The sequence below is a fragment of the Streptomyces sp. NBC_01808 genome, assembly GCF_035917395.1.
Lineage (GTDB): Bacteria > Actinomycetota > Actinomycetes > Streptomycetales > Streptomycetaceae > Streptomyces.
Window position 1 is genome coordinate 3,157,038 of sequence record NZ_CP109072.1, and the last position, 16,663, is coordinate 3,173,700.

A 16,663-nucleotide genomic window follows, 5' to 3' on the forward strand; every position below is an offset into this window, starting at 1 on the left:
ACCCCCACCGCGGGTCTACGCCCCCTCGGACTCCCCCTCGAACGCCGCCGGCCGGAGCTGCGCGGCCCGTACGCGGGCGACGTCCAGCTTCTCCGACCGGTCGAAACGGTAGATGCCGTTCTGCTCCTGGAAGACGTCCGTCAACTGCGTGTAGCAGTAGCCGAACATGTCCGGGTCGCCGAGCAGCACCCCCGTCAGCCCGGCGAACCGCTCGTGGAACGCCTCCTCGTCACGCGGCCGCTGCCCGTACCCCCACGACACCAGCCGGTCCTCCCCCGCGGCCGCGGCGTCCTCGGGGTTCCACCAGATGCCGCCGAACTCGCTGCAGAAGTAGGGCTGTCCGCCGTACGGCAGCGACCAGGTCTGCCCGGCCGCCTCGTCCTGCGGGTTGACGAAGGGGGTGCCCGCGCGCAGCCCCGCCATCAGCTCGCCGAATGCCTTGGGGTCCTGCTCGTAGCAGTGCGAGTCGTAGACGTCGGTCTCCGGTACGCGGTGGGCGTAACCCGAGGCGTCGAGTACGGGCCGGGAGGTGTCGGCGGCCTTGGTGGCGAGGAACATGGCGCGGGTGACGTCGTCGAGGACGCTCTGCCGGTCGGTGAGCACCTGCCGGGTCTCGTTGAGCGGGCACCAGCCGATGAGGGCGGGGTGGGAGTAGTCGCGTTCGACGGCCTCCAGCCACTGGGCGACGAAGCCGGCGGTGGGCTGCTGGTTGTCGGGCCCGACCGGGCCGCCGGTGCTGGCGCCCCAGTCGCCGAACTCGCCCCAGACCAGGTAGCCGAGGCGGTCGGCATGGTGGAGGAAGCGCTCCTCGAAGACCTTCTGGTGCAGGCGGGCGCCGTTGAAACCGGCGGCGAGGGAGAGTTCGATGTCGCGGACGAGGGCGGCGTCGTCGGGGGCGGTCATGAGGCCGTCGGGGTAGTAGCCCTGGTCGAGCACGAGCCGCTGGAAGACGGGCTTGCCGTTGATCAGGATCCGCTTGCCGTCGACGGTCACCGCGCGCAGCCCGGCGGTGCAGACGGCACGGTCGGTCACGGTGCCGTCAGGACCGGTCAGTTCCAGCGTCAGCTCGTACAGATGCGGATCCTCGGGGGACCAGGGCCGGCGCCGGTCGTCGGGTACGGGCAGGACGAGGCGCGGGGCGAGGTCGAAGTCCGCGGCGACGGCGGCCTCGGCGACGACGCCGCGCTCGTCGCGCAGTTCGGCGCGGACGCGGTGGCCGGTGCGGCTGCCGGCGAGGGGGACCTCGACGTGGAAGCTGCCGGCGGCCAGGTCGGGGGTGATGCGGGGCCGCTGGAGGTGCGTGTCCGCGACGGGCTCCAGCCAGACGGTCTGCCAGATGCCGGTGGTACGGGTGTAGAAGCAGGCGTGGTTGTCGAACGCGGTCGACTGCTTCCCCCGCGCCTGCGGCCCGCGCGCGGCATCCCGCGCCCGCACCACGACGACGGCCTCCTCCCCGGCCCGTACGACACCGCCGAGATCGGCGCTGAACGGCGTGAACCCCCCGCTGTGCCGGACGACTTCCCGCCCGTTGACCCACACGGTGGCGTCGTGGTCGACGGCCCCGAAGTGCAGCAGCACCCGCCGCCCGGCCCACGCCTCCGGTATCCGCACGGTGCGCCGGTACCAGACGGCGTGATGGAAGTCGGTGTCCCCGATCCCGGACAGTTCCGACTCGGGACAGAACGGGACGACGATGCGCTCGGGCAACTCACTTCCGGCAAGCCCGCGCTCGAACCCGCTGTCACCGGGATCGCGGGCGAACTGCCAGGTGCCGTTGAGGTTGAGCCAGTCCGCCCGGACGAAGCTGGGCCGGGGGTACTCGGGCCGTGGAGTCCCCGCGGGGGCGGAGGGAGCGTGCGAATCGGGCATGGCGAAGGGTCTCCTGGGGGAGGACGTCAGATCGGACGGGATGCGGTCCCTGCCATCACAGCACCAAGATGCAACGTTGTAAACCACGCCGGGACCCGGCAGCCAACCAGGCCGCGTAACGTTAAAACCACGGGAGGCGTCAGGGGGATGATCGCGCAGAGGCGTCGGCTGCGCAGGAGGACTTTGCCGGCGCGGGTGCCCACGCCGAGAATGGCGCCGTGACTGATCTCTACGCGGTACGGGTACTGGCCGTCGATCCACCACGGCGCCGCATACAACTGCGGGTGACCGCCATCAACCCGGACGTATGGCACTGGCCGCTGCCCGACAAGAACTTCTTCGTCCGTGACCTGGAAGAGGATGAGGCCATACTCGACCTTCTTGTCGACGAGGACGACGGGATCGATCAGGACTTCGTCGAGAGTGTGGAGCGAACCGCGACCCGCAACTACCCCTTCACGGCTGCGGCCGAAGAACGGCTCTCCGAGAACGGCCGAGGATTTCCCTGGGAGGATGAGGGGCCATTCGACGAGATGTCCCCCGAATCCGCCGCGGCCTTCCTCCGGTGCGAGGAGGTCCGCGTGGGGGCCGACTACGACGTCGTGGTCACCGGCTCACGACTGATCGAGCATCTCAAACCCGGCCTCTGGTGGCGTACCACCGCTTACCCCGGTGCAGATTGACGCGATGAAGGGCCCCGAACCGGCCTCCGGCCGCCCGGGTGGGGCGGAGCGGCCGGAGGGGACGCCTGACGGTGGGGGCGGGGGGCGCCGGGGCGGGGATTAGCTGCGGTCGTAGAGGTAGAACTGCTCCCACGCACCGGAGACGGTCTCGGAGCGGGCGCGCAGCACGTACTTGAGGGAGCCGGTGTAGTTGTTCTCCATCACGACGAACCGGCCGTTCAGTTCGGAGCGGAAGGCTCAGCGGTCGAGTTCCTCGTTGTACCAGAGCGTGAAGCGCTCCCAGGCGCCGGCGGTGGTGGAGCGGGCGCGCAGCACGTTCGCGGCGCTGCCGGTGAAGTTGCGCTCCACGGCCACGTACCGGTTGTTGGCCTTGGACTTCAGGGCGTAGGTCTCGGTGGCCTCGTTCCAGATCAGGTCGAAGGTCTCCCAGGTGCCGGGGTTGGCGGACCGGGCGCGCAGCACGCCGGTGCGCGGCGCGGCGTAGTTGACCTCGGCGGTCGCGAACCCGCCGTTGCGGACCGACTGGATCGCGACGGGCTCCTGCGCGTTCGCCGAGACCGCGCGTGCCCCCTCGGCCGCGGCGGCCGCCTCCGGGCCCTGCACTTCCTCCCACCCGCCGGGCAGCGCCGACGATGAACCGGGCTGCGCCGCGGCCGTCTCCAGCACGGGAAGCCCGAGCGCGGTGCACAGGCTGACCAGTACTACAAGCGTGCGTCTCACGTTGTCATGTCCTTCGTGTCAGTCGATGCCTCGCGGCCCGCCGGGAGACCGGGTGCGCCGGCAGTTGTCGCGGAACGGCAGCGGCTGTCCGCAGCACGCGGCAGCGGATACCAGGACACGGAGATCCCACCCTCTGATTCCTGCGAGCACCGACATCGTGCTCAGCAGCCCCACCCTTCCCCTACGGTGCACTTTCACATGCCCTATGCGGATTGCGGCCGGGGACCGACGATTGCGGCACAACATTCCCGCCCCGTTCACCGGGGATTCGCGAGAGGACCGCCACCTCTTCGAAACCCTCAACGACCGGAAGCCGCCAGTGCCGACGCGAGGCGTGAAGAACCGTTCCCCGTTTACGGGTGGTCAGGTTCGGAGGTGGAGCGGTGGCCCCGCCAGAGGCTTCTGAGGGCTTCGAGCTTCTCGACGGGAATTCCGCACCCCACGTGCCGAGGTAGCCGGGGCGCCGTGGGCGGCCGCGACCTCGTCGAAGCAGCGGACCACGGACCGAGCGAGCCGGTCGAGTTCCTGCCGGCTGCTCCAGATCTCGGTGCCGGCGTCGTCGTGCAGGCCGCCGTGGCGATGTTCGAGGACGCGGATCCGCACGGTGGCGTCCTGCCGGTGGAAGATCCAGCGGAAGACGGTGGGCTCGGCTTCGAACTGGGCGCGGGTCTCGGCCTGTCCGGTGAAGAGCCCGCTGACCGCGTTCAGGAGGTCTTCGGGCGCGTGGCCGATGTACGAAGCGGTGAGGTGGGCGGTGCTGCCATGGTCGGCGACCGTACAAAGGGCCCATCCGCGGCCGCTGAGCGTCCACGCGATACGGAGGTCACTCGGCACGGCACGGCTCCCCACTACACCGGGTCCGGGTGGCGGCTCGCTCCAGCCATTCGGCGTCGTTCCACCTCACCTACATAGCGTCGACCAGGGCGAAGGCGATGACCTGGCCTGTTGCGTCCTTCGGAGGAGACCGAACTCGCGAAGCCTGATGCCATCGGCCGCTCAAGCCAAGTCAAGGGCGAATCGGCCGCGTTCACAACCACTCAAGCGGAAGATGCCGTAATTGAGCCGCAGGCACGACCGGCCGCGACGTAGCGCCGGCGCAGTTTTGCGTGTTCCGGATCGTGGTCGGTACGCATCCCCACATCCCTTCTGCTGTTGGCTCAGTCCCACCAGAAGTTCCAGTTGTTCATACCGACGATGCGTTCCGCGTAGGCGGCCAAGGTGCAGGGAGGGGTACCCTGCCAGACGTTGTCCGGGCAGAAGGCGAAGTGCTCGGCAGCGGTCAGGAGTGCGTCCTCGGTGTTCATCGGGGGTGCCGCGACGCTGAGGTGGAGGGTGTCGAAGCCGACCGCTACGACGCGGGCGCCGAAGCGGTTCTCCCAGTCGCGTATGACGGCGGCGAACTTGGCGGTGTTGTCGTAGTTGGCAGGCCCGTCCCAGCCGAGAACGGTGAGGGTGTGCGCGCCGCAGTCAGCGGCGACGAGCCCGAGACGTGCCTGAGGATGCTGTTCGGTGAAGACTTGCGCAAACTGAGCGGCCAACTCGTCAGGGGGGATCGCGGGCTCGTGGCGTGGGACCGGGCGAGGCCATGCCTGCCCGGACGATGCGGTGACACCGAGGCGCTCGTCCGGCGTCAGCACGTCATCGTCCTCGTCTGCCTCCGTGTACTCGCCCCACCATCGCTCCAGCAGACTGGCTGGGTCGTACGCGTCGGGTGACGCCATGCGCTCGGGAAACAACTCGCCGGACCCCCAGGGCCTGAAGTCGTCGTCGTCCGGATCGTGGGCGTCGAGAAGGAGGGGCCACAGGCCCGAAGTGCCGTGCTGGGCGAGCAAGAGAGCCCACAGCTCGGCGGAGGCCGGGGCGTCGCTCAGCCAGAGCGGCCGCACAGCGCCATCACCTTCATCGGATGTCATCACCCGGCCTTCCGGAAGCGGGACAGCCAGTGAGGCAAGGAGTTCAGGAGTCACGAGCGGATGCTAGTGAGAGGCACTGACAGTCAGGGAAATTCAGACCGTTGCGTGCTACAGCGCGTTCAACGGACAGCGGCATCCGCACCATGGCGGTTGGAACGGTAAGGATGATGAGGTGGTGACGACCGTCACTGAGGAAGGCACCCGTCATGAGGGTGTGGCCTGGGACCGCGGATGCGGCGCGTGCGGAGCGCCCTCCTCATGGCCGATGCCCTGGCGACCGTCGATCGGGCGCTTCCCCATGCCCGGAAGCAGGCAGCAGAAGCTGCACGCCCGACGAACCCGGAAACGGCAAAATCCCGTCTGATCGAGACGATCGGACGGGATCTCGTGAACCGCCTACGAGGTCACTCGTGAACGGCCCTGAAGTGGACCTGTGGGGATTTGAACCCCAGACCCCCTCGATGCGAACGAGGTGCGCTACCGGACTGCGCTACAGGCCCTCACAACGGAAGGAACCTTAGCATCCCCGGTCCCTGGCCAGGAAATCGGTTCCTGCCGCGGGCGATAAGTGCGCGCTACTCGTTGGCCGCGCGGCGGCGGGGTGGGTCGGCGTACTGGTCGAAGAGTGGCGTTCGGTTGGTGGGGCGGCGGGGTGGGGGGTCCGCCTCGGGGGTGGGGTCGGCCGGCGAGGGCTCCGGGTGCGGCTGCTGGGGCTCCGCCGCGCTGGAGCGGGCCGAGCTCCACGTGTCCGGGGCGTCGAGGTCCAGCCCCCTGGTCGCGCGGGGGGCCACCGGGGCCGTGACGTACGTCGGCAGCGGCACCGGTACGGGGTCCCAGCCGGCGTCCGCCGGGCGGTCCCGCTCGCGCTGCTGGTCGACCCACTCCGCGTGGTCGGTCTGCTCCACCAGCGCCCTGCGGTCCGCCTCGTACGCCGCCGCCGGGGCGTCGAACGGGGCGGTGGCGGACGGGTCGTCCTCGGTGCCGGCCTCAGCGTCCCGGGTATCTCCTTCACCGCTGTCGGGCGCGTTCTCGTGCGGCCTGCGCGGCGCCGCTTCGCGGTCCTCGCGCAGGCGGCGCGCCGCCGCCTCGCCGCGGGCCTGGTCCGCGGTGAACGTGCGGCGGCGGCGCTCCTGGGTGCGCACGCGGACCACGTACGCCGTGAGCAGCACCACCGGGACCACGACCGCCCACAGGAAGCGCGGGCCGCCCACCGAGGCAGCCACCGCGCCCACCGTCAGCGCCACGAACAGCAGCGTCAGCGTGCGCCTCCGGCGCGCCAGCACCCGCGCGCGCGCCCGGCGCTCGGGAGTGGAGGGGGGCTGCGGGTTGCGGGCGGACGGCGCGGGGGGGTTCTCTTCCGGGGCGCGCGGGCCTGCAGTGGCGCCTGCCTGTGCGTCCGTACTCCCCGCCGGAGCCGCCTCCGGCTCCTCGTCCGCCCGCGCCGTCACACCCTTGCGCGCCACCGGCGCCGCCGGGGTCTCCTTGCGGGTACGGCGCGGGCGCGGGGCGGCGGCGCGGGGGTCGGTCACGGGCACGGCAGCGGCCCGGACGTCCACCACGCCGCCTGCGGCGGGTGCGGCATCCGGGCTCTCGTCGTCGCCCCCGGCGCCCTCCCCGGAACCGGAAACGGGCCCCGGGCCCAAGCCCGCGCCCGCGTCCGCACCTGAGTCGGCGCCGTCCCGGTCCTGGCTACGGTCCGCCCCACCCCGTCCGGTCAGCAGCCGGATGGCGGTGCTGAAGCGTTCCGTCGGACGGGCTTCGTTCAGCTCGTCCTGCCTACGGAGCCACATCGGCACCAAGTAGGCGGCCCAGGCCCCGACGATCATTGCGTAGATGAGGCCGCTGCTGCTCACGCCTTACACGGTAGAGGCCGCGGCGACAGCGCATGGGCCAATTGGCTCGGTGTGTCGCACCATCTGGCTGATATCTCGACCTTTTCTTCTGACTTTTTACGCCCGTACTATCGAATCTTTGTTTCATTTCTCCGAGTGGCGCAGCCCGCGCCACCGGTTGACGAGCCCCTCCGGGACTTCCTCCGCGGTCAGCACGAACACCAGGTGGTCGCGCCAGGCCCCGTCGATGTGGAGGTAGCGCGGGCGCACGCCTTCCTCGCGAAAGCCCAGCTTTTCCACCACACGGCGGCTCGGCATGTTCTCGGGCCGGATGCAGACCTCGATTCGGTGCAGCCCCACTGTCCGGAAACAGTGGTCCACGGCGAGGGCCACCGACGTCGGCATCACACCGCGGCCGGCGTAATCCCGGTCGATCCAGTAACCGACGTGTCCGGAACGCATCGAGCCCCATGTGATACCCGCCACGGTCAACTGCCCGCACAGCGTGCCCTCGTATTCGATGACGAAGGGGAGCATCCTTCCCGCGCTCGCCTCGCTGCGCAGATGCCGGACCATCTGCCGGAACGTGGGGCGGCGGGTGTGCGGGGTCCCGGGGGGCGGGGGCGGGAGGGTGGCCTCCCAGGGGCGCAGCCAGTCACGGTTGCGCTGGTTGATCTCCCGCCAGGCGCGCTGGTCGCGCACGCGGATGGGGCGGAGGGTCACGGGTCCCTCCGCCAGCACCGCGGGCCAGGACGCGCTCAGTGGGCACCGCCGGGGTGTCTGTGACGGCCGTTGTCCGCACGCGGGCCGTCGTCCGCACGCGCGTGGTCGCCGCCGTGCACCTGGTCGACCGCGTGCGGCAGCAGCCGCGCGAGCACCGCGAGCCCGTCGCGTACGCCCCCGGACGAGCCCGGGAGGTTCACGATGACCGTACGTTCCGCGACCCCGGCGAGCCCGCGGGAGAGCGCGGCGGTGGGCACCTTCGCGTACCCGTACGCCCTGATCGCCTCGGGTACGCCGGGCAGTTGGCGGTCGAGCACCCGGGCGGTCATCTCCGGGGTGAGGTCGGTCGGTGACACGCCCGTGCCGCCGGTGGTCAGGACCACGTCGTACCCGGTGGCGACCGCCTCGCGCAGCGCCGCCTCCACCGGCTCGCCGTCCGGGACCACCAGCGGGCCGTCCGCGGTGAAGCCCATCTCCGTCAGGCCCGCGACGAGCAGCGGGCCGCCCGTGTCCGCGTACACCCCCGCGGCCGCCCGGTTGGACACCGTGACCGCCAGGGCCCTCACGACCGGCTCCAGTCGCCCGACTTGCCGCCGGTCTTGGTCTCGACCCGTACGTCCGTGATGACGGCCGCCTTGTCGACGGCCTTGACCATGTCGACCACCGTGAGCGCCGCCACCGACACCGCGGTCAGCGCCTCCATCTCCACGCCCGTGCGGTCCGTGGTGCGCACGGTCGCCGCGATCTCCACGGCGTCGTCCGCGACGGCGAGGTCGACGGTGACGCCGGAGAGGGCCAGCGGGTGGCAGAGGGGGATCAGCTCCGGGGTGCGTTTGGCGCCCATGATGCCGGCGAGGCGGGCGGTGGCCAGGGCGTCGCCCTTGGGCAGCGTCTCGCCGGGCGCGGTGCCGCGGAGCAGCTCGACGACGCGCGGCGAGACGAGGACGCGCCCGGAGGCGCGGGCGGTCCGTGCCGTGACGTCCTTGGCGGAGACGTCGACCATGCGGGCGGCGCCCGTGTCGTCGAGGTGGGTCAGGCGGCTTGACTGGCTCATGGTGTCAGGAGCTCCCGGGGTGAATTCGCGCGGAGCCACGTTACCTCCACGGCCCGCGGTCCGGCTCCGCGCGTTTCCCGGCTCCCGCCGCTCAGTCGAGGAGAACGACGTCCACGGGCGCCCCCGGCGTCACCTCCGTGGTCTCCTCCGGCACGACGACGAGCGCGTTCGCGCGGGCCAGCGCCGCGATGAGGTGCGACCCGGAGCCGCCGACGGGGGTGACCGCCCCGGGGCCCGGGCCGCCGGGGCCGGTGCCGGTGCCGCCGGGGTCTGTGCCGCCGTCCGCCCGCTCGTGCTCGTACCAGCCGCGGAGGAACTGCCGGCGGCCGGCGGGCGAGGTCAGCGTCTCGGTGCCGGCCAGCCGGGCCCGTACCACCGGGCGCTGCACCGGCTCCACGCCCATCAGCCTGCGGATCACCGGGCGGACGAACATCTCGAAGGAGATGTACGCGCTCACCGGGTTCCCCGGGAGCGCGAACAACGGGGTGCGGTCCGCACCGATGCGGCCGAAGCCCTGCGGCTTGCCCGGCTGCATCGCCAGCCGCCGGAACTCCACGCCGCCGCCCGCCTCGCCGTCCAGCTCGGCCAGCGCCTCCTTCACCACGTCGTACGCCCCGACGCTGACCCCGCCGCTGGTGACCAGCGCGTCCGCGCGGATGAGCTGGTCCTCGACGGTGGCGCGCAGCGTCTCGGCGTCGTCGGCGACGGCGCCCACACGGTAGGCGATGGCGCCCGCGTCACGGGCGGCGGCCGTCAGCGCGTAGCTGTTGGAGTCGTGGATACGTCCCGGGGCGAGCTGCTCGCCCGGGGGCACCAACTCGCTGCCGGTGGACAGCACGACGACCCGCGGGCGCGGGCGGACCCGCACCGTGCCGCGGCCGATGGCGGCGAGCAGCCCGATCTGCGCCGGGCCGAGCACGGTGCCGGCGCGCAGCACCAGGTCGCCGGCGAGGACGTCGCTGCCGCGGGTGCGTACGTGCCGGCCGGTGCCGGCGGGCTCGTAGATCCGCACCGCGCCGCCGGCGCCCGCGGGCGACTCGCTGTGCGGGCGCATGGCGTCGACCCGGCCGCGGCCCGTGCCGCCGTCGGTCCACTCCACCGGGACGACGGCCTGGGTGCCGGGCGGCAGCGGGGCGCCGGTCATGATGCGGGCGGCCTCGCCGGCCCCGACGTGCGGCAACTCGCCGCCGCCGCCCGCCGGTACGTCGCCGACGACGCGCAGGACGGCGGGGAACTCGTCGCTCGCGCCCTCGACGTCGACGGTGCGGACCGCGTACCCGTCCATGGAGCTGTTGTCGAACGGGGGCAGGGCGACGGCCGCGGTGACGTCCTCGACGAGGACGCAGCCCTGGGCATCGAGCAACTGCATCTCCAGCGGCTCCAGCGGGCGGATCTGCCGCAGTATGTCGTCGATGTGCTCGTCGACGGACCACACCCCGGCGGGCCGGCGCCCCGGGCGGTCCTCCTCGGCCGCGTCACCCGTGTCCTGGGCGGCGCCGTCCGGCTCCTGCCCGGTCTCCGGCTCCTGCACCCCGGCCTCCGGCTCCTGCTCCCCCGCGTCCGTCGCCCCCTTCACCGCCTCGCTCAATCCGCCATCTCCTCCGCGACGTACTTCCGCAGCCACGCGCGCAGGTCGGCGCCGAGGTCCTCGCGCTCGCACGCGAGGCGGACGATCGCCCGGAGGTAGTCGCCGCGGTCGCCCGTGTCGTACCGCCGGCCCTTGAACACCACGCCGTGCACCGGGCTGTCGAGCGCCTCGTCCGTCGCCAGCCGCTGCAGGGCGTCGGTGAGCTGGATCTCGTTCCCCCGGCCGGGCTCCGTCGTGCGCAGCACGTCGAAGACCGCCGGGTCGAGCACATAGCGGCCGATGACCGCGTAGTTGCTGGGCGCGTCGGCGGCGGCCGGCTTCTCGACCAGATCGGTGACGCGCACCACGTCGCTGTCCGCCGTGGTCTCCACGGCCGCGCAGCCGTAGAGGTGGATCTGCTCCGGGTCGACCTCCATCAGCGCGATGACGCTGCCGCCGTGGTCGGCCTGGGCGTGCACCATGCGGGCCAGCAGCGGGTCGCGCGGGTCGATCAGGTCGTCGCCGAGGAGGACGGCGAACGGCTGGTCGCCGACGTGCTCGGCGGCGCACAGCACCGCGTGCCCGAGGCCGCGGGGGTCGCCCTGGCGGACGTAGTGGATGTTCGCCAGGTCGTTGGACTCCGCGACCTTGGCCAGGCGCCCGTCGTCGCCCTTCTTCCGCAGGGCCTCTTCCAGCTCGTGGTTGCGGTCGAAGTGGTCTTCGAGCGGGCGCTTGTTCCGCCCGGTGATCATGAGGACGTCGGTGAGTCCGGCCGAGACGGCCTCCTCGACGACGTACTGGATCGCGGGCTTGTCCACGACGGGCAGCATCTCTTTCGGCGTCGCCTTGGTCGCCGGCAGGAAGCGGGTACCGAGGCCGGCGGCCGGGATGACAGCCTTGGTGATCCGAGTACGCGAAGAATCCATGTTCAGCACCATAAGGGTAGGTACGGACAAGTGGGCAGCGACCAGGCCAGAAAGGCGGCGTTGCGCCGCACCCTACTCGCGGCGCGGGCCGCCGTGCCGCGGGGTGAGGCCGAGGCCGCGGCGCGGCGGCTGGCCCGGCGGGCGCTGGAACTGCCGGAGCTGGCATGGGCGCGGACGGTCGCGGCGTACGTGTCGGTGGGGCGCGAACCGGGCACGCGGGAGCTGCTGGAGGCGCTGCGGGAGCGCGGGACGGCGGTGCTGCTGCCGGTGCTGCTGCCGGACGACGACCTGGACTGGGCGGAGTACGGCGGTCCCGAGACGCTGCGACCCGCCGGGCGCGGGCTGCTGGAGCCGGCCGGGCCGCGGCTGGGTCCCGAGGCGGTCCGGGCGGCGGACGCGGTGCTGCTGCCGGGGCTGGCCGTCGACGGCCGGGGGCTGCGGCTGGGGCGGGGCGGCGGGTCGTACGACCGGGTGCTGGCGCGGCTGGCGGGGGGTGTTGACGGCGGGGGTGTCGGCGGCGGGGGTGTGGGCGGCGGGGGTGTCGGCGGCGGAGTCCCGGACGGTACGGGTCCCGCGGGCGCCCAGCGTACGGGCGTGAGCCCCCGGCGTACGGGAGCGGACACCGGCGCGCCCCCCGCCGGCGCGCCGTCCGCCGCCGGGCCCGCCCTCGTCGTGCTCCTGTACGACGGCGAAGTCCTCGACCACGTACCGGCCGAGCCCCACGACCGCCCGGTGACCGCCGCCGTGACGCCCTCCGCGGTGCGCCGTTTCCCGCCGCCGTAGCCGCCGGGGCACCGGCCCCGTACACCTCACGGCGACAGCGTCATCGTGTCCTCAGCGGCCTCCTGCACCGCCTTGTCGGAGAAGGCCCACTCGTAGAGCTCCCCCTTCGCCCACGCCGTCGTCTGGTCCGTGTAGTTCGGGTGGAAGGCGTGCCCCGAGGCGCCGGAGAGGTTGACCCAGCCCGAGGCGTCGAGGTCCGCCAGGTCGACCACCATCCGCATCGACGGCACCCACATCACGTCGTACCCGCCCGCCGCGTTCCAGCCGGTGGCGTTGACGGCGGCCTCGCCGCCGCTGAGGTTCCACGGGCCGCGGTTGAGCAGCCACTGCACGACGCCGGGGCCCTCGGTGCCCAGCGTCTGGTTGCGCAGCATCAGTCGGTGCAGCCTGCCCCAGGACCAGGTGTCGATGTCCTTGCCCAGCTCGGCGGTCAGCTCCCAGCGGGCGTCGTTCATGGCGTGCTCGAACAGCTCGTCGCGGTTCTCGTCGAGGGGCTCGCCGTCGCTGCCGGTGGTCTTCCACCAGCGGTTGTCCTCGTCCTTGAGGATGCTCCGTACGACCTCGTACCACCGGTCGCCGCCGTCCGGCTGGGCGGCGTCCGCGTCCCGCTCGCCGCACTCGCGGACGGTGGCGGGCCCGTCGGGGTTCGCCGCCGGGTTGGCGGGGGGCACGTGCAGGCACTCGCCGTCCGGGCGCAGTTCCTTGGGCATCTTGTCGCCGAAGGAGAGCTTGAGGATGTTGCGCCAGACGGCGTTGAAGTACGCGGCCGCCGAGGAGTCGGTGTCCTGGCTGTAGTCCCAGTCCTTCAGCAGGTCCTGGGCCTCGCGCACCATCGGGTCGTCGATCTCGATCTCCAGCAGAAGCGGGGTGAGGAGTTCGGCTATCTCGCTGTGGTTGTCGAGCTGCATAGTGCGCATGTCGTCGGGGGAGATCTTCCCGCCGTCCTTGATCTTCTCCTCGATGAGGCCGGAGATGCGATGGCTGCGGGTGCCGTAGCCGGGATCGGTGGTCAGCAGATACGGGTAGTCCTTCTCGTCGACGACGGCCTGGTTGGCGGTGACGATGTAGCCGCGGTCGGGGTTCAGCTCCCAGGGCAGCGCGTCGAAGGGGATATAGCCGTCCCAGGAGTACGCCGGGTTCCAGCCGGGCGCGGGCAGGCTGCCGTCGCCGCTGCCGCGCTGCGGGATCTTGCCGGGCGCCTGGTAGCCGATGTTGCCGTCGGTATCGGCGTAGACGAGGTTCTGCGACGGCACGGCGAAGTCGCGGGCGGCCTCGCGGAACTCCTCGAAGTCCGCCGCCTTGTTGATGCCGAAGACGGCGTCCATGGTGCTGGACGGCTCCAGGGCGGTCCAGCGCAGCGAGACGGCGTAGCCGTCGCCGCGGTCGGGCGCGGAGTTGCCCACGGGGGCTTCCTTGCCCACCTCGGCCAGTTCGTCGCTGCGGTCGGAGATCACGGGTCCGTTGCGCGTGGTCCGTACGGTGATGCGCTTGTCCTCGCCGTCCGCGACCTTGATCAGCTCCTCGCGGGTGCCGAACTCGCGCGTCTTGCCGTCGTACAGGTAGCCGTCGTCCTCGACCTTCTCCAGATACAGGTCGGCGACGTCGGCACCGAGGTTGGTCAGCCCCCAGGAGATGTCGGCGTTGTGACCTATGACGACGCCCGGCATGCCGGAGAAGGAGAAGCCGCTGACCTCGTACGGGCACTCGTCGCTCACCCGGGTGCACTGCAGGCCCATCTGATACCAGACGGAGGGGAGCTGCGCGGACAGGTGCGGATCGTTGGCGAGGAGGGGCTTCTCCGTGGTGGTCAGGTCGCCCGAGACCACCCAGGAGTTGGAGCCGATGCCGCTGCCGCTGGGGCCGAGGAGGGCGGGGATGTCGTCCATGGTCTTCGCCAGCGAGCCCATCTGGCTTCTGAGGCCCTCGGAGGCGGTGCTGTACGTGTTCTCCACCCCCTGCGCCCCGCCGGCGCTCCGCGGCTCGTAGCCGTCGGTGGTGGCGGTGCCGCCGTCCACGATGGGCTTGTTGCGCTTGTACGGGTACGGCGGGTACAGGTCCGCGATCTCGCCCCCGTCGAAGCGCTGGGACAGCATCGAGCGGTCTATCTCGTCCTCGACGTTTGCCCGCAGGTCCCACGCCATCGCCTTCAGCCAGGCGACGGAGTCGACGGGGGTCCACTTCTCCGGCTCGTAGTCGTTGACGAACCCCAGGGCGGCGTACTCCACGGACAGGCTGGACCCGCTGTGGTCCGCGAGGTAGGCGTTGACCCCGTCGGCGTAGGCGCGCAGGTACTTCTTGGTCTCCCCCGAGAGCTCCTCGTCGTACTCCTTCTGCGCCACCTGCCGCCAGCCCAGCGTGCGCAGGAACTCGTCCGTCTCGACCTGGTCCTTGCCGAACATCTCCGACAGCCGGCCCGACGTCATGTGCCGGCGGACGTCCATCTCCCAGAAGCGGTCCTGCGCGTGCACGAAGCCTTGTGCGCGGAAGAGGTCCTCGGCGGTGTCCCCGTACAGCGTCGGCACCCCGCGGGTATCGCGCTTGACCGTGACCGGCGAGGCCAGGCCAGGCAGTTTGAGCGATCCGGTGGTCTGCGGGAAGGAGTCGCGCACCGTGCTGACGGTCCAGAACGCGGCGGCGCCGACGCCCAGCACCAGCAGGGTGGCGAGCCCGATCGCGACGAAGATGAGGCGGCGCCTCTTGCCTGCCGTGCGGCCGTTCTCGTTGACGGGCATGCCTGTCCTTCTGGAGCCAGCGGAGCACTTGCTGGAGCAACCTTAGGCGCCCGGTCAAGGGGCTCCGAACGGCCCCTGCGCTGTCCCCCGAAGCAGCAGGCGGACGGTCACTCCGGGTAAATTCTCCGTCAAGGCGGATCAGACGAGAGGGAGAAAGCTGTCAGTCGAAGAACTCAACAAGCTCGCGCTCGTCGCCGCGCTGGTGCTCCTGGTCGCGGTCGCGGCGGTCCGGCTCGCGTCCCGCAGCGGCCTGCCCAGCCTCCTGCTGTACATGGGCATCGGCGTCCTCGTCGGCGAGGACGGCCTGTTCGGCTACGGCTTCGACGACGCCGAACTCACCCAGGTCTTCGGCTACGCGGCCCTCGCGCTGATCCTCGCCGAGGGCGGCCTCGGCACGAAGTGGAGTGAGATCAAACCCGCCCTGCCCACGGCCGCCGTCCTGTCCACGGCGGGCGTCGCGGTCAGCGTCGGCGTGACGGCGACCGGCGCGCACTACCTGGTCGGCCTGGAGTGGAAGCAGGCGCTCATCATGGGCGCCGTCGTGTCCTCCACGGATGCCGCGGCGGTCTTCTCCGTGCTGCGCAAGGTGCCGCTGCCGAAGCGGGTCGCGGGCGTGATGGAGGCCGAGTCCGGGTTCAACGACGCCCCCGTGGTCATCCTGGTCGTCGCCTTCTCCACCCCCGGGCACATCGAGGCCTGGTACGTCCTCCTCGGCGAGATCCTGCTGGAGCTGGCCATCGGGGCGGCGCTGGGGCTGGCGGTCGGCTGGCTGGGCTCCATGGCGCTGCGGCACGTGGCGCTGCCCGCCTCCGGCCTGTACCCGATCGCGGTGATGGCCCTCACCATCGTCGCGTACGCCGTGGGCGCCCTGGCGCACGGCAGCGGCTTCCTGGCGGTCTATCTGGCGGCGATGGTCCTGGGGAACGCGAAGCTGCCGCACTGGTCGGCCACCCGCGGCTTCGCCGACGGGGTGGGCTGGCTGGCACAGATCGGGATGTTCGTGCTGCTCGGGCTGCTGGTCACGCCGCACGAGCTGGGCGACGACATCCTGCCCGCGGTGATCGTCGGGCTGGTGCTGACGATGGTGGCGCGGCCTGCGTCGGTGATCGTGAGCCTGCTGCCGTTCCGCATCCCCTGGCGGGAACAGGCACTGATGTCGTGGGGAGGACTGCGCGGCGCGGTGCCGATCGTGCTGGCGACGATCCCGATGGTGAACGACGTGCCCGACTCCGGTCGCGTGTTCAACATCGTCTTCGTGCTCGTCATCGTCTACACGATGGTGCAGGGGCCGACGCTGCCGCTGGTGGCGCGGTGGCTGCGGCTCGGGGACGGCGACGCGGCGTACGACCTGGGCATCGAGTCGGCGCCGCTGGAGCGGGTGCAAGGGCACCTGCTGTCGCTGTCGGTGCCGGAGCGGTCGCGGATGCACGGGGTGGAGGTCGGCGAGCTGCGGCTGCCGCCGGGGGCGGCGGTGACGCTGGTGGTGCGGGACGGGACGAGCTTCGTGCCGGCGCCGACGGACATCCTGCGGCGCGGGGACGAGCTGCTGGTGGTGGCGACGGACGAGGTGCGGGACGCGGCGGAGCAGCGGCTGCGGGACGTCGGCCGGGGCGGCAAGCTGGCGCGGTGGCTGTCGCCGGACGAGCGGCGGGGGCGGTAGGGTCGGGGTGGAATTCGTACGAACTGTTGTCTCTGTCTGATGCAGGGCCGGCGCGCCTGACCGGTGCGTACAGCGGACGGCCCTCGGTGCGCGGCACTACCAGGCAGCAGGAAGGACCGGGCCGTGTCGCGCCCGTCTCAGCCTCCGCCTTCGGGATCCCCTTCTCCTTCCGGAACCCCTTCGTCTTCGGCATCCCCTTCA

15 protein-coding genes and 1 tRNA gene are annotated in these 16,663 nt (G+C 71.7%); 4 read left to right on the forward strand and 12 right to left on the reverse strand.

The annotated features are described in order from the left end of the window. Positions 1-15 precede the first annotated feature (15 nt). The gene (locus OG946_RS13455) at positions 16-1,869 is read right to left on the reverse strand and encodes a glycoside hydrolase family 2 protein (protein ID WP_326796348.1); all 1,854 of its coding nucleotides are present in this window, start codon (positions 1,867-1,869) and stop codon (positions 16-18) included. A 218-nt stretch (positions 1,870-2,087) separates the two neighbouring features. Between OG946_RS13455 and OG946_RS13460 the strand changes: the two genes are divergently transcribed. After that, on the forward strand, positions 2,088-2,552 hold the full coding sequence (locus OG946_RS13460; protein ID WP_326796349.1) for a hypothetical protein: 465 nt from the start codon (positions 2,088-2,090) through the stop codon (positions 2,550-2,552). 237 nt (positions 2,553-2,789) lie between these two features. On the opposite strand, the gene OG946_RS13465 is transcribed toward OG946_RS13460, so the two are convergent. The 3 genes from OG946_RS13465 to OG946_RS13475 all read right to left on the reverse strand — a co-directional run bounded on the left by OG946_RS13465 (position 2,790) and on the right by OG946_RS13475 (position 5,239). Further along, positions 2,790-3,272, reverse strand: a complete 483-nt coding sequence (locus tag OG946_RS13465; RefSeq protein WP_442814348.1) for a fascin domain-containing protein — start codon at positions 3,270-3,272, stop codon at positions 2,790-2,792. 363 nt (positions 3,273-3,635) lie between these two features. Continuing rightward, a complete protein-coding gene (locus OG946_RS13470; RefSeq protein WP_326796350.1) occupies positions 3,636-4,106 on the reverse strand; it encodes a hypothetical protein in 471 nt (156 codons plus the stop codon). Between the two features lie 323 nt (positions 4,107-4,429). Next, positions 4,430-5,239: a DUF4253 domain-containing protein gene (locus OG946_RS13475; RefSeq protein ID WP_326796351.1), complete on the reverse strand. Its 810-nt coding sequence runs from the start codon at positions 5,237-5,239 to the stop codon at positions 4,430-4,432. Between the two features lie 204 nt (positions 5,240-5,443). On the opposite strand from OG946_RS13475, the gene OG946_RS13480 reads away from it, so the two are divergent. After that, positions 5,444-5,599, forward strand: coding sequence for a hypothetical protein (locus OG946_RS13480; RefSeq protein WP_326796352.1), 156 nt, complete (start codon positions 5,444-5,446; stop codon positions 5,597-5,599). A gap of 12 nt (positions 5,600-5,611) precedes the next feature. Here the strand turns inward: OG946_RS13480 and OG946_RS13485 are convergent. The 7 genes from OG946_RS13485 to galU form a co-directional block, all read right to left on the reverse strand. Then, positions 5,612-5,685: transfer RNA gene (locus OG946_RS13485), tRNA-Ala, on the reverse strand. 75 nt (positions 5,686-5,760) lie between these two features. Then, on the reverse strand, positions 5,761-7,038 hold the full coding sequence (locus OG946_RS13490; protein ID WP_326796353.1) for a gephyrin-like molybdotransferase receptor GlpR: 1,278 nt from the start codon (positions 7,036-7,038) through the stop codon (positions 5,761-5,763). 123 nt (positions 7,039-7,161) lie between these two features. Then, entirely contained in the window at positions 7,162-7,740 is a 579-nt protein-coding gene (locus OG946_RS13495; RefSeq protein ID WP_125935218.1) for a GNAT family N-acetyltransferase, read from the reverse strand. Between the two features lie 35 nt (positions 7,741-7,775). Beyond that, positions 7,776-8,306, reverse strand: a complete 531-nt coding sequence (locus OG946_RS13500; RefSeq protein WP_326796354.1) for a MogA/MoaB family molybdenum cofactor biosynthesis protein — start codon at positions 8,304-8,306, stop codon at positions 7,776-7,778. Next, entirely contained in the window at positions 8,303-8,794 is a 492-nt protein-coding gene (moaC, locus tag OG946_RS13505) for a cyclic pyranopterin monophosphate synthase MoaC (RefSeq protein WP_326796355.1), read from the reverse strand. Before moaC ends, OG946_RS13500 begins: the two co-directional genes overlap by 4 nt. Before the next feature lie 91 nt (positions 8,795-8,885). Further along, positions 8,886-10,382, reverse strand: coding sequence for a molybdotransferase-like divisome protein Glp (gene glp / locus OG946_RS13510; protein ID WP_442814349.1), 1,497 nt, complete (start codon positions 10,380-10,382; stop codon positions 8,886-8,888). Then, the gene (gene galU, locus OG946_RS13515) at positions 10,379-11,287 is read right to left on the reverse strand and encodes a UTP--glucose-1-phosphate uridylyltransferase GalU (protein ID WP_326796356.1); all 909 of its coding nucleotides are present in this window, start codon (positions 11,285-11,287) and stop codon (positions 10,379-10,381) included. The genes glp and galU overlap by 4 nt, the downstream gene beginning before the upstream one ends. A 30-nt stretch (positions 11,288-11,317) precedes the next feature. On the opposite strand from galU, the gene OG946_RS13520 reads away from it, so the two are divergent. Next, a complete protein-coding gene (locus OG946_RS13520) occupies positions 11,318-12,070 on the forward strand; it encodes a 5-formyltetrahydrofolate cyclo-ligase (RefSeq protein ID WP_326796357.1) in 753 nt (250 codons plus the stop codon). Between the two features lie 26 nt (positions 12,071-12,096). Here the strand turns inward: OG946_RS13520 and OG946_RS13525 are convergent, their stop codons facing one another. After that, a complete protein-coding gene (locus OG946_RS13525; protein WP_326796358.1) occupies positions 12,097-14,802 on the reverse strand; it encodes a penicillin acylase family protein in 2,706 nt (901 codons plus the stop codon). Positions 14,803-14,959: 157 nt separating this feature from the next. Between OG946_RS13525 and OG946_RS13530 the strand changes: the two genes are divergently transcribed. Continuing rightward, complete coding sequence (locus tag OG946_RS13530; RefSeq protein WP_442814613.1) at positions 14,960-16,462, forward strand: potassium/proton antiporter; 1,503 nt, start codon at positions 14,960-14,962, stop codon at positions 16,460-16,462. Positions 16,463-16,663: the final 201 nt, after the last annotated feature.

Coding starts and splice junctions, on each gene's coding strand:
- moaC (WP_326796355.1), bottom strand. CDS start 8,794: ATGAGCCAGTCAAGCCGCCTGACCCACCTCGACGACACGGGCGCCGCC.
- galU (WP_326796356.1), bottom strand. CDS start 11,287: ATGGATTCTTCGCGTACTCGGATCACCAAGGCTGTCATCCCGGCCGCC.
- OG946_RS13455 (WP_326796348.1), bottom strand. CDS start 1,869: ATGCCCGATTCGCACGCTCCCTCCGCCCCCGCGGGGACTCCACGGCCC.
- OG946_RS13525 (WP_326796358.1), bottom strand. CDS start 14,802: ATGCCCGTCAACGAGAACGGCCGCACGGCAGGCAAGAGGCGCCGCCTC.
- OG946_RS13480 (WP_326796352.1), top strand. CDS start 5,444: ATGGCCGATGCCCTGGCGACCGTCGATCGGGCGCTTCCCCATGCCCGG.